Raw genomic sequence first — 13719 nt, 5'->3', positions numbered from 1 at the left:
GTCAAAGTTGAATACCCCCCATCCCCTGCTGCCTGAGCTCGCGCTCGGCTTTCGCGAATCGCCGTCCGGCGCCATGCTCTCCGACGAAGACGATGAGGATTTGCCGCTGCGGGCAGAATTGTTCAGCGCTGCCCAAATGGCGGCGCACGGCAAGACGCTGGCGCGGCATCACGAGTTGAGCAAGCGCGGCGGGCGTGACCGCCTGTTGTCGCGGCTCTCGGAAAACGCCGCCATTATCGACTCCACCTGCGACGAGCTGACCGCCGCCGTCAAGGCCGGGCGCCAGATCACGCCAGCCTCAGAGTGGCTGCTGGACAATTTCTATTTAATCGAAGAACAAATCCGTATTGCCCGCCGCCACCTGCCCAAGGATTACAGCAAGGAATTGCCGCGCTTGGGCAAGGGCGCGTGGGATGGCTGCCCGCGCGTGTACAAAATCGCGCTGGAAATCATTTCCCACGGCGATGGCCGCGTCGATCCCGAATCGCTGTGCCGCTTTGTCGACGCCTACCAAGAAGTCGCCACGCTCAAGCTGGGCGAATTGTGGGCGATTCCTATCATGCTGCGGCTGGCGCTGATCGAGAATCTGCGCCGCGTGGCCGCGCGCATGGCCGAGAACCGCATCCAGCGCGACCTCGCCAACACCTGGGCCGACCAGATGACCGAGATCGCGGACAAGAATCCGAGCGGCTTGATCTTGATGGTGGCCGATATGGCGCGTTCCAATCCGCCCATCACCAGCGCCTTCGTGGCCGAGCTGGCGCGCCGCCTGCAAGGACAAAGCCCCGCGCTGACCCTGGCGCTGACGTGGATCACGCACCGCCTCGCAGAAAGCGGGCAGACCATCGAGCAGCAGATCCAGGCCGAGATTCAATTGCAGGCAGCGGAGCAGGTATCGATCGCCAACAGCATCGGCAGCCTGCGCTTCCTCGGCACCATGGACTGGCAAGAGTTTGTCGAGACCATGAGCGTGGTCGAACAAACGCTGCGCCAGGATCCGGCCGACGTCTACGGCAAAATGGAATTCGCCACGCGCGACCAGTACCGCCACGCGATTGAAAAAATCGCCAAGCGCTCGCGCTTCAGCGAAGTGGAAGTCGCGCAGCAAGCCTTGCAGCTGGCGCTCAACCATCACGGCAAGGGCGATGCGCGCCATGGCCACGTGGGCTTCTATTTAATCGGCGGCGGCCTGCCGCTGCTGGAGCATCAAGCGGGCATGCGCCGTCCGTGGCTGGAGGCCTTGCAGCAAACCTCGCGCGCCTCGCCGCTGACTTCCTACCTCGGCGCCATCGCCGCGATAGCGCTGGTGTGCACCGCGCTGCTGCTGGAGCGCGCCGCCTTCCACGGCGTGCATGGTCTGGTGCTGGTGGTGCTGGGCGTGCTGGCGCTACTGGGCAGCAGCCAGCTGGCGCTGAGTCTCGTGAACTGGTTTGCCACTTTGGTCACGCGGCCCAATCCCTTGCCGCGCATGGACTACAAGGACGGCATCCCGGCCGATGCGCGTGCGCTGGTGGTGGTGCCGACACTGGTCTACAGCAAGGAAAACATCGAAGACCTGTTCGAGCAAATGGAAGTGCGCTTCCTCGCCAACCGCGATCCGAATTTGAAGTTTTGCCTGCTGACCGATTTCGCCGACGCCCGCGCCGAGAAGCTGCCGACCGATGATGCGCTGATCGAGCAGCTGAAACGCTGCGCCACCCACCTCAATCACAAGTACGCCGAAGACCAGCCCTTCCTGCTGCTGCATCGCCCGCGCCTGTGGAATCCGCAGGAAGGCGTGTGGATGGGCTATGAGCGCAAGCGCGGCAAGCTGGAAGACCTGAACCGCTACCTGCGCGGCGGCGCGCGCGACAAATTCTCGGTGGTGGTGGGCGATACCAGCGAATTGGCAAGCATCCGCTACGTCATCACGCTGGACACCGATACCCAATTGCCGCGCGATGCGGCCGCCCAATTCATCGCCACCATGCAGCATCCGCTCAACCGCGCGCGTATCGATATGCAGCGCGGCCGCGTGACCGAAGGCTACGGCATCCTGCAGCCGCGCGTGGCGGTCAGCCTGCCGAGCGAAAATGCCTCGCGCTATGAAAAACTATGCGGCGGCGAACCGGGCATCGATCCCTACACCCGCACCGTGTCGGACGTGTATCAAGACGTATTCTTCGAAGGCTCCTTCATCGGCAAGGGCATCTACGACGTCGACGTGTTCGAGCAAGTGCTGGGCGGCCGCCTGCCGGAAAACAAAATCCTCAGCCACGACCTGCTGGAAGGCTGCTACCTGCGCGCCGGCTTGCTGAGCGATGCACAACTCTACGAAGCCTATCCCGCGCGCTACAGCGAAGACGTCAGCCGCCGCCAGCGCTGGATCCGCGGCGACTGGCAGCTGATAGGCTGGCTGGCCGGCCGTGTGCCGGGCCGCAGCGGCAAGCGCGAAAAGAATCCGCTGTCGCTGCTGTCGCGCTGGAAGCTGTTCGACAATCTGCGCCGCAGCCTGACCGCGCCGGCCCTGGTGCTGTCGCTGATCACCGCGTGGCGCTGGCTGCCCGACCCATGGCTGTGGACTGGCGCCGTGCTTGCCGTGATCTTCCTGCCACCGCTGGTGAGCATGACGCACGACCTGTGCCGCCGTCCGCGCGACACCTTGTGGAGCCAGCATATCCGCGCCGCGCTGCGCCGCGCCGGCATGCAGTTCTCGCACGCGATACTGATGCTGGTTTTCCTGCCGTACGAAGCCTACTTCAGCATGGACGCCATCTCGCGCAGCCTGTGGCGCTCAGTGGTATCGCATCGCCGCCTGCTGGAGTGGCGAGCATCGGCGCTGGTACGCCAGGCCGACGGCGCGGCCAGCACGTGGCGCACCATGTGGATCGCGCCGGTGCTGGCGCTGTTCGTCGGCGGCGCGCTGCTCGGATGGAAACCTGCTAGTTTGCCGCCCGCCGCGCTATTCCTGCTGGCGTGGCTGGTCGCGCCAGCGGTGGCCGATTGGATCAGCCGCCCGATCGCGCGCAAATCCGCGCAACTCACGCCGGAGCAAAATCAATTCCTGCAGCAACTGGCGCGCCGCACCTGGGCTTACTTCGACCGCTTCGTCGGCCCGGAAGACAACTGGCTGCCGCCAGATAATATGCAGGAGCACCCCGTGCAAGTGGTGGCGCACCGCACCTCGCCCACCAACATCGGCCTGGCCTTGCTGGCGAATTTGACCGCCGTCGATTTCGGCTATATCACGGTGGCGCAAATGATGACGCGCGTCGCCAACACGTTGGACACGATGGATAAGCTGGAGCGCCATCAAGGCCACTTCTACAACTGGTACGATACGCAGACCCTCAAGCCGCTGCAGCCGATCTACATCTCGACGGTGGACAGCGGCAACCTCGCCGGCCACTTGCTGACCTTGCAGCCCGGCCTCACCGGCCTGTACGACCAGCCGGTGATCGGCCCGCAAATTGTCGACGGCATCACCGCCACCGCGCGCGTGCTGGACGAAACACTGTCCGATACCGCCACCCACAAAGCCAGCGCCTTGCTCAACGCGCTGACGCCAACGCCGGATGCATCCAATCTTCAGCAACTGTACGCATGGCTGCTGCGCGTTGCCGCCGCCGTTGATGACCTGCTGCCGCACGCCACCGCCCACAGCGAAGCCGGCGCCGCATGGGCGGCATCGCTGGAGCAGCAATGCCGCGCCGCGCTGGATGAGTTGAATACGCTGGCGCCATGGTCTGCGCTGTCGGGCGATTTGGTGTACGACACCAGCATGGCGCGTATGCCGACCCTGCGCGAACTGGCCGGCCTGTCCCGCGCCAGCGCTGCCGTCGCGGCCAGCGACTTGGCGCCGGCTGAGCGCGAGCGTCAAAACCAACTGGCGCGGCTGTTTGAACAAGGCAGTCTCGCTGCGCACGAACGCATGCGCGCGCTGGCCGATCTGGCGCAGCGCTGCGGCGCATTCGCACAGATGGAATACGGTTTCCTCTACAACCAGACCACCAACTTGCTGGCCATCGGCTACAACGTCACCGAGCGCCGCCTGGACGCCAGCTACTACGATTTGCTGGCATCGGAAGTGCGCCTCGCCAGCTTCGTCGCCATCGCGCAAGGGCAGCTGCCGCAAGAGCACTGGTTCGCGCTGGGCCGCCAGCTGTGCATCGTGGCAGGCAAGCCGGTGCTGCTGTCGTGGAGCGGCTCCATGTTCGAGTACCTGATGCCGCTGCTGGTGATGCCAAATTATCCCAGCACCCTGCTCGACCAAACCTACCACTCGGTAATCGACGCGCAAATCGATTACGGCAAGCGCCGCAGCGTGCCGTGGGGGATTTCCGAATCCGGCTACAACACGGTCGACGCCAGCCTCAATTACCAGTACCGCGCGTTTGGCGTGCCGGGACTGGGTCTCAAGCGCGGTCTGGCCGACGATCTGGTCATCGCGCCTTATGCCAGCATGATGGGATTGATGGTGGAGCCGGAAGCCTCCTGCGCCAATCTGCAAAAGATGGCGGAACTGGGCTTCATGGGCCGCTACGGCTTCTACGAAGCGATCGACTACACCACCTCGCGCCTGCCGCGCGGCCAGAACTACGCCGTGATCCGTTCGTTCATGGTTCACCATCAGGGCATGGGCTTACTGTCCCTGAGCTACCTGCTGCACGACCGGCCGATGCAGCGCCGGTTTGAATCCGACCCGCTGCTGCAATCGACGCTGCTGGTGCTGCAAGAACGCAGCCCGCAAGCAGGCGCCTTCTACTCCAACACCGCTGAACTGGCGGCGATCCGCACCAACACGGTAGAGCAGTCGGCGCCGATGCGGATACTGACGCAGCATTCCACGCCAGTGCCGGAAACGCAGTTGCTGTCGAATGGCCGCTATCACGTCATGGTCACCAACGCCGGCGGCAGCTACAGCCGCTGGAAGGACTTGGCCGTGACGCGCTGGCGCGAAGACAGCACGCGCGATAACTGGGGCAACTTCTGCTACGTGCGCGATGTGGAAGATGGCGAATTCTGGTCTACCACCTATCAGCCTACGCTGGTCGATCCGCGCAAGTTTGAAGTGATCTTCTCCGAAGGCCGCGCCGAGTTCCGGCGCAGCGACCGCCATATCGACCTGTACACCGAAATCGTGGTCTCGCCGGAAGACGATATCGAATTGCGCCGCACCCGCATCACCAACAAGAGCGACCGCGTGCGCACCATCGAAGTCACCAGCTTTGCCGAAGTGGTGATGGCGCCGGCCGCCGCCGACAATGCGCATCCGGCCTTCAGCAAGCTATTCGTGCAGACCGAAATCCTGCGCGACGAAAACGCCATCCTGTGCACGCGCCGTCCGCGCGGGCAGGGCGACATCATGCCGTGGCTCGTGCACTCGATGATGGTGCACGATGCGCCGGTGGTGAACGTATCGTTTGAAACCGACCGCTCGCGCTTCATCGGCCGCGGCAACACGGCGCAGGCGCCGCTGGCCATGCTGAATCGAGGCCCGCTCAGCGGCGGCGAAGGCTCGGTGCTCGATCCGGTGGTGGCAATCCGCTACACCATCACCTTGCAGCCCGACCAGTTTGCGACGGTGGATATCGTCACCGGCATGACCGAGCAGCGCGACACGGCGCTGCACCTGATCGACAAATACCAAGACCGCCATCTGGCCGACCGCGTATTCGAACTGGCGTGGACGCATAGCCAGGTCGTGCTGCGCCAGCTGAACGCCAGCGAGGCCGATGCGCAGCTTTACGGCCGCCTCGCCAACTCGGTGATCTATCCAAACGCAGCCCTGCGTGCCGACGCTTCCACGCTGATTAAAAACCAGCGCGGCCAATCCGGCCTGTGGGCGTACGCGATTTCCGGCGACCTGCCCATCGTGCTGCTGCAAATCAAAGACCCGGCCAATATCGAACTGGCGCGCCAGATGGTGCAGGCGCACGCCTACTGGCGCTTGAAAGGGCTGGTGGTGGACCTGGTGATCTGGTACGAAGACCAATCCGGCTACCGCCAGGCCTTGCACGACCAGATCATGGGCCTGATCGCCTCCGGCATCGACGCGCAGGCGATTGACCGGCCGGGCGGCATCTTTGTGCGCCTGGCCGACCAGATTGCGAATGAAGATCGGGTGCTGCTGCAATCGGTGGCGCGCGCCATCATCAGTGATGCGCGCGGCACACTGGCCGAGCAAATCAAACGTCCCGCGGCACCGGCCATGCGCATGCCGCCGTTGATGGCCGACAGCCGTGGCGAGTATGCGGACGCCGGCCCGGTCACGCATCCGGCCCGCGGGCTGGTGCTGGAAAACGGCATTGGCGGCTTCACGCCGGATGGCCGCGAATACGTCATCACCACCAGCCACGCGCAGCGCACACCGGCGCCATGGTCTAACGTGCTGGCCAACCCGCAATTCGGCACGGTGATTTCGGAAAGCGGCCAAGCCTACACATGGCACGAGAATGCGCACGAATATCGCCTGACGCCGTGGAACAACGATCCTGTCAGCGATGCCAGCGGCGAGGCCTTCTACCTGCGGGATGAGCAAAGCGGCCAGTTCTGGTCGCCGACCGCCTTGCCGGCGCGCGGCAACGGCGACTACATCACCCGCCACGGTTTTGGCTACAGTGTGTTTGAGCATATCGAAGCCGGCATCCATAGCGAGATGACCACCTTCGTCGCCGTCGATGCGCCGATCAAATACACCGTGCTGAAAGTGCGTAACGATTCGTCGGTGCCGCGCCGTTTGTCGGCCTTCGGCTACGTCGAATGGGTGCTGGGCGATATGCGCTCCAAGTCCGGCATGCACATCATCACCGAGGCTGATCCGGTCAGCGGCGCGCTGTTCGCCAAGAATGCCTACAACACGGAGTTCAGCGGCCGCGTGGCCTTCTTCAATTGCGACGCGGCGCAGCGCACCTTCACCGCCGACCGTACGGAGTTCGTCGGCCGCAACGGCACGCTGGCGTCGCCGGCTGCGCTGCGGCGCGCGCGCCTGTCGGGCAAGATCGGCGCGGGCCTCGATGCTTGCGCGGCGATCCAGGCGCCGTTTGATCTGCTGCCGGGGCAGGAGCGCGAGATTGTGTTCGCGCTCGGCGTGGGCGGCCGCCGCAATGCTGACGCCAGCAGCTTGGTGCAAAAACACCGCAGCGCCGGCGCCGCGCAGGAAGCGCTGGCCGCAGTGCACGCACATTGGGAGCAAGCGCTGGGCGCCGTGCGCATCGAAACGCCGGAGCCCGAGCTGGATGTCATCGCCAACGGCTGGCTGATGTACCAAACCATCGCCTGCCGCATCTGGGCCCGCAGCGGCTACTATCAATCCGGCGGCGCATTCGGCTTCCGCGATCAGCTGCAAGATGCAATGGCGACCATCCACACGCAGCCGCAGCTACTGCGCGATCAACTGCTGCTTTGCGCCGCGCACCAATTCCTTGAAGGCGACGTGCAGCACTGGTGGCATCCGCCGTCGGATCGCGGCGTGCGCACGCACTGCTCGGATGATTATCTGTGGCTGCCGCTGGGTACATGGCGCTACGTCGCCAGCACCGGCGACATGGCCATCCTCGATGAAAGCGTGCCTTATCTGGAAGGCCGCCCGGTCAAGCCGGAAGAGGATTCTTACTACGATCTGCCGGCGCGCTCCGGCGAGCAAGGCTCGCTGTACGATCACTGCGTGCGCGCGATCCGCAATGGCCTGCGCTTCGGCCAGCACGGCCTGCCGCTGATCGGCTCCTGCGACTGGAACGACGGCATGGATAAAGTGGGCGAGCATGGCAAGGGTGAGAGCGTGTGGCTGGCCTTCTTCCTGTGCGAAGTATTGAAGCGCTTCGCCGAGGTGGCCGACCTGCGCCACGATCAAGCCTTTGCCGCCGAGTGCCGCGAGCACGCGCGCCGCATCGCCGCCAACGTCGAACAGAACGCGTGGGACGGCGAGTGGTATCGCCGCGCCTATTTCGATGATGGCACGCCGCTCGGTTCGCATACCAACGAGGAATGCCAGATCGATTCGATTTCGCAGAGCTGGGGCGTGCTGTCCGGCGCCGCCGATCCGGTGCGCGTGCGCGGCGCCATGGAGCAAGTCAATCAGCGCCTGGTACGGCGCGATTCCGGCATCATTCAGTTGCTTGATCCGCCGTTCGATAAAGCGGGGCCGAATCCCGGCTACATCCGTGGCTATGTTCCGGGCGTGCGCGAGAACGGCGGGCAGTACACCCACGCCGCTATCTGGACTGCGATGGCCTTTGCCCACTTGGGCGAAACCGAGCGTGCATGGGAATTGGCGCGCATGATCAACCCGGTCATGCACGGCCGCACGGCGGAAGGTTCGGCCATCTACAAGGTGGAACCTTACGTGGTCACGGCCGACGTCTACGCGGTGCCGCCGCACGTCGGGCGCGGCGGCTGGAGCTGGTACACCGGTTCGTCCGGCTGGATGTACCGCTTGATTATTGAATCGCTGCTCGGCCTCACGCGTACCGCGCAGCATCTCAAGCTGGAGCCGCGCATGCCGCAGGGCTGGACGCACTTTACGCTGACCTACCGCTATCAAAGCACCTCGTACCACATCCGCGTGGTGCAGTCGGCAGCGGAGGCGCCGCAGCTCACCGTGGACGGCGTGCCGCAGCGTGACCAGATGATCGAACTAAGTGACAGCGGCGGCGTGCGGCAAGTGGAATTGCTGCTGCCAGCGCTGCCGGCTGCATCAGACGCCCAGGCTGGCGCCGGCGCCTAACAAGGTCGCCACGCCCAGCGCTGCGAAAATCAGCGCGGCGATGCCGTGCACCAGCTTGAGCGAGACCTTGTTGGCGATCTTGTCGCCGAAGTACACGGCCGGCACGTTCGCCAGCATCATGCCCAGCGTGGTGCCGCACACCACGGCGACGATGCCGTGATAGCGCGCCGCCAGCGCCACGGTGGCGACTTGCGTCTTGTCGCCCATCTCGGCGATGAAGAAGGCGATCAGGGTGGTGAGGAATACGCCGTACCTGGCCAGTTCGGTGTCCTCGTCGTCGAGCTTATCGGGTACCAGCGTCCACGCGGCCATGGCGAGGAAGGACGCGCCAAGCACCCAGCGCAAAATCTCCGGGCCCATCAAGCTGGTGATCCATGCACCGATGGCGGCGGCAAAGGCGTGGTTGGCAATGGTGGCGACGAAGATACCGGCAACGATAGGCAAGGGACGGCGGAACCGGGCGGCGAGTACAAACGCGAGCAGCTGGGTTTTGTCGCCGATTTCTGCGAGGGCGACGATGCCGGTAGAGACGAGGAAGGCTTCCATGTAGATGTATAAAGGTTAGCGGGCCGGATACGAAAAACCAATGAACATGGCGCGGCTCCGGCCCAACATGGCCGCGCAATGATCATGGTCTCGTCAAGCCTTACAGCCACCTGCACCACGGTCTGCCGACCGATTATGTTGACACAGGTTCTTGCGCCGGGGAGGCGCAAGCCGACTACTCCCCAATTACCGGCCGGATTCTAACACATGTCAGAAACATGGCTGTGCTATTCTGCTCGGCGACTCAGTAAAACATTGAAAGTATTACCATGATCAAGAAGACCTTAGCCGCCTTCGTGCTATCCGCATGCATGTCGCTGGCCGCTCACGCCGATCCGTTGAGCTACGCCCGTTACGATCAAGTCCGCACCACCGATTTGTACCTCGATCTGAAGGCTGACTTCAGCCACAAGATCTTGTCCGGCTACGCCGAGCTGACCCTGAACTGGATCGACAAATCCGCCCGCACGCTGGTGCTGGATACGAATGAACTGAACATCGCCAAGGTGCAGGTGCTGGCCGCCAATGGCAAATGGACTGCCGCCTCCTTCATGCTCGATAAACTGGACGTGGAGAAGGGCCGCGCGCTGCGCATCGCCTTGCCGTTCCAGCCGCAGAAAGTGCGCGTGTACTACCGCACCGCGCCGTCGGCCGCCGCGCTGCAATGGATGTCGCCGGAGCAGACCATGTCCGGCAAGCGTCCGTTCATGTTCAGCCAGTCGCAAGACATCAACGCCCGCTCGTGGGCGCCGATCCAGGACACGCCAGCCGTGCGCTTCACCTACAGTGCCCGGGTTGATGCACCGGCCGGCCTGCGCGTGGTGATGAGCGCCGAGAACGACCAGCAATCGACCGGCGCCGGCGGCTGGAAATTCAAAATGGCGCAGCCGATTCCGTCCTACCTGCTGGCCATCGCCATCGGCGAAATCGAAGTGCGCAACCTCGGCCCGCGCACCGCCGTCTATGCCGAACCTGCGCGCATCAACGCCGCGGCCTACGAACTGGCAGACACCGAGAAAATGATCGACGCAGCGGAAGGCCTGTACGGCCCATATCGCTGGGAGCGATATGACATGATCGTGTTGCCGCCATCGTTCCCGTACGGTGGCATGGAAAACCCGCGCATGACCTTCCTCACGCCGACCATGATCGCGGGCGATCGCAGCCTCAATGATTTGATCGCGCACGAACTGGCGCACTCGTGGTCTGGCAATCTGGTGACCAACGCCTCGTGGAAGTACACCTGGATGAACGAAGGCTTCACCACCTACGTCACCACCCGCATCGTTGAAAAACTGTATGGTGCCGAGTTCGCGCAGATGCAGCAGCAAGTGGAGCAAGAACAGGCATTGGCTTCGCTGGCCACCATCCCTGCGGCCAAACAGGCCTTGGCGACGCGCGGCCCGGACACCGATCCATCGGTCTACGCCGACGGCAGCCTGATTTATCCGAAGGGCGCATGGTTCCTGCACACGCTGGAACAGCGCGCCGGCCGCGAAGTGTTCGATCCCTTCCTGCGCGGCTGGTTCGACTCGCACGCCTTCCAGTCGGCTACCACCGACCAATTCGTCGACTATCTGAAGAAAAACCTGCTGGATGGCCGTCCAGAAATCATGTCGGCTTCCGAGCTCGATGAATGGCTGTACAGCCCTGGCATTCCGGCCACCGCCAAGCGCGAAGCTTCGCCGCGCTTTGCTGCAGTCGATACGCAGCGCACCGCGTGGCTGAAAGGCGAACTGCCGACCGCACAGCTGGATGCGAAAAATTGGGTGGCGCTGGAGTGGATGCACTTCCTGAACGACATCGACGGCAAAGCCACCGCTGCGCAGATGCAGGAACTCGATCAGAGCTTCGGCTTGGGCAAGAGCGGCAACAACGAAATCGCCTACCGCTTCTACCTGTCGTCGGTGAAGGCCGGCTATAACGTGCGCGAGCCGCTCGGTAAATTCCTGATGAGCGTCGGCCGCCGCCTGTACGTGGTGCCGCTGTACAAGGCGCTGCTGGCTAATCCGAACGAGAAGGACTGGGCCAAGACCTTGTACAGCAAGGCGCGCTCGCACTATCATCCGATCACCCAAGTCGCTGTCGATAAGGCATTCAAGAAGCAATGAAACTGAAACAGACCTTTGTGGCGGCCGCGTTTTCGCTGGCGGCCGTGGGCAGCTACGCTGCCAGCGTTCCCGCATTTAATCTCGACGCCGATGTGAACCGCGCGCTGAAAACCTTCGACGTGCCGGGCATGGCCATTGCCATCGTCAAAGATGGCAAAGTGGTGGTGGCCAAAGGCTACGGCGTGCGCAAGCTGGGCGAGCCGGCGCCGGTCGATGGCAAGACGCTGTTTGAAGTGGCGTCCAACTCCAAGGCCTTCACCGCTGCCGGTCTGGCGATGCTGGTCGACGAAGGCAAAATCGCGTGGGACGATCCAGTCACCAAGCACCTGCCGGGCTTCCAGATGTACGACTCCTACGTCACCGGCCAGATGACGGTGCGCGACCTGCTGACCCACCGCAGCGGCCTTGGTCTCGGCGCCGGCGATTTGCTGTGGTGGCCGAGTACCACCTTCAGCACGGATGAAATCATTGCCAAGCTGCGCCACGTCAAACCAGCCACCAGCTTCCGCGCCAGCTACGCGTATGACAATCTGCTGTACATCGTGGCCGGCAAAATCATCGCCGAGAAGGCCGGCAAGCCGTGGGGCGAGGCGATGCAGGAGCGCATCCTCACGCCGCTGGGCATGACCGGCACCAAGACCAGCGTGGCCGAGATGCTGGCCACCAGCGACTACTCCGCGCCGCACAGCAAAATCAATGACAAGATCGCGGTCGTGAAGCCGATGCCGGTGCCGAATGCAGTGGGCGCCGTCGGCATCAACACCAACGCCGAGGACATCGCGCGCTGGATGACGGTGCTGCTCAATCAAGGCAAGATGGCAGACGGTAAGCAGCTGTTCAGCGCCAAGCAAGCGGCCGAGTTGTGGACTGAGCAAACGCCGATGCGCATTCGCGAACCCAAGCCTGCGCTGGCCGCGACCAAGCCTAATTTCTATGCCTACGGCCTGGGCTTCCAGCTGCGCGACTACAAGGGCCGCAAGATCGCCATGCACGGCGGCGCGCTGCAAGGTTTCTATTCGACGGTGCTGATGGTGCCGGAAGAGAAGCTCGGCATCGCCATTCTGACCAACGCCGAGAACAGCCCGGCCATGGCCTCGCTGTACTACCGCATTCTGGATCAGTACCTGAAGGTGCAGCCGTCCGACTGGATCCAGCTGTACGCGGATCAGGAAGCGGCGTCGCACAAGGAAGAGCTGGAGCGCCAAGGCAAAGAGCACACGGCGCGCGCGGCGGAATCGACGCCATCGCTGCCACTGGCTTCGTATGATGGCGAGTACGAAGACGCGTGGTACGGCAAGGTAAGCATCCGCGAAGAAGGCGGCAAGCGCATCATGCGTTTCGAGCGCACGCCGGATTTGAGCGGAGAACTGGAGCACTTCCAGTACGACAGCTTCATCGTGCGCTGGCAAGAGCGCAACTTCAACGCCGACGCTTACGTCACCTTCGCGCTCAATCCAGACGGCAGCATCGAGCGCATGAAGATGGCGCCGATCTCCACCGAAACGGACTTCAGCTACGACTTCCGCGATTTGAACTTCATGCCAGTGAAGGCCAAGCCTTAACTATGTAGCCGCGCACCCTTGAGGGCCAGCAGGTCCGGCTCGGCTTCGCGACCGCGCTCGCTCTCCACCGAGCGAATGCGGGCGGTAGCCAGTAGATTGTGTTTGGTCTCAAGGATGTGCTTTTCCAGCAGCGATGCCACTTTCTCGCCGTCGCGCTGTTTGCACGCATCGAGAATCTGGTAGTGGTCCGACTGCGGGCCTTCCTTGCCGGTGGCGATTGACATCATCTCGTGCGTGTAGCGATCCGTATTCAAGCAAAATTCTTCAATCAGGCGGCGCAGCCGGCGGTTGTTAGCGGGCGCGCTGAGCGCAAGGTGGAAGCGGCGGTTGTATTCCGCCCACTCTGCCACCGACTCCGACGCGTTGTACGCAGCCAAAATCTTGGTCAACTGATCGATATCGTGCTGCACCATGTTCGGCACGCCGATACGTGCCGCGTAGCATTCCAGCGCCACGCGAATGTCCAGCAATTCGCAGATTTGATCGACTTCCATCCCCGCCACTACTGCGCCTCTGTTGCGCAGATACGTCACTAAGCCTTCCGATTCCAGTTGGCGAAGCGCTTCGCGCACCGGCAAACGGCTGGTCTGGAAGCGTTCGGCCAGCGCGTCTTGGCGCAGCTGCGTGCCCACCGGCAGCGTGCCACTGAGGATTTCATAGCGGAGTTGGTCTCGAATTACCTCGGGCAAGCCCTTGGTGGCGGATTTGTTACGGCTTTCTGGCGTCGGCATGAGGGAAAGTTGCACGGGCTGTCTCGTTGTTCAAGTTTCTATTGTGCCTCAAGTTGGCCGATGCT

The 13719-nt window shown here is 63.2% G+C and carries 6 protein-coding genes and 1 riboswitch; of the genes, 4 read left to right on the top strand and 2 right to left on the bottom strand.

The window, feature by feature from the left end:
- Positions 1 to 73: 73 nt before the first annotated feature.
- Complete coding sequence (locus tag GTP45_RS20140) at positions 74 to 8704, top strand: glycoside hydrolase family 94 protein (protein ID WP_161016152.1); 8631 nt, start codon at positions 74 to 76, stop codon at positions 8702 to 8704.
- On the opposite strand, the gene GTP45_RS29435 is transcribed toward GTP45_RS20140, so the two are convergent.
- A complete protein-coding gene (locus GTP45_RS29435) occupies positions 8675 to 8911 on the bottom strand; it encodes a TMEM165/GDT1 family protein (protein WP_503826745.1) in 237 nt (78 codons plus the stop codon). The genes GTP45_RS20140 and GTP45_RS29435 overlap by 30 nt on opposite strands.
- Between GTP45_RS29435 and GTP45_RS29430 the strand changes: the two genes are divergently transcribed.
- The 3 genes from GTP45_RS29430 to GTP45_RS20125 all read left to right on the top strand — a co-directional run bounded on the left by GTP45_RS29430 (position 8861) and on the right by GTP45_RS20125 (position 12923).
- Positions 8861 to 9262: a hypothetical protein gene (locus tag GTP45_RS29430; protein ID WP_503826746.1), complete on the top strand. Its 402-nt coding sequence runs from the start codon at positions 8861 to 8863 to the stop codon at positions 9260 to 9262. The two genes, GTP45_RS29435 and GTP45_RS29430, sit on opposite strands and share 51 nt — an antisense overlap.
- A 5-nt stretch (positions 9263 to 9267) precedes the next feature.
- Positions 9268 to 9447: riboswitch (yybP-ykoY riboswitch) on the bottom strand.
- Between the two features lie 72 nt (positions 9448 to 9519).
- Positions 9520 to 11361 (top strand): M1 family metallopeptidase, encoded by a 1842-nt coding sequence (locus tag GTP45_RS20130; RefSeq protein WP_161015656.1) that lies wholly within the window; start codon positions 9520 to 9522, stop codon positions 11359 to 11361.
- The gene (locus tag GTP45_RS20125) at positions 11358 to 12923 is read left to right on the top strand and encodes a serine hydrolase (protein WP_161015655.1); all 1566 of its coding nucleotides are present in this window, start codon (positions 11358 to 11360) and stop codon (positions 12921 to 12923) included. Before GTP45_RS20130 ends, GTP45_RS20125 begins: the two co-directional genes overlap by 4 nt.
- On the opposite strand, the gene GTP45_RS20120 is transcribed toward GTP45_RS20125, so the two are convergent.
- Positions 12920 to 13669 carry a GntR family transcriptional regulator gene (locus GTP45_RS20120; protein ID WP_371874486.1) on the bottom strand — a complete coding sequence of 250 codons (750 nt, stop codon included), beginning with the start codon at positions 13667 to 13669 and terminating at the stop codon, positions 12920 to 12922. The two genes, GTP45_RS20125 and GTP45_RS20120, sit on opposite strands and share 4 nt — an antisense overlap.
- Positions 13670 to 13719: the final 50 nt, after the last annotated feature.

It is taken from the genome of Duganella rivi (assembly GCF_009857435.1).
Lineage (GTDB): Bacteria > Pseudomonadota > Gammaproteobacteria > Burkholderiales > Burkholderiaceae_D > Rugamonas > Rugamonas rivi.
Note: the sequence above shows the minus strand (reverse complement) of the source record. Positions and strands in the feature narration are given on the sequence as shown.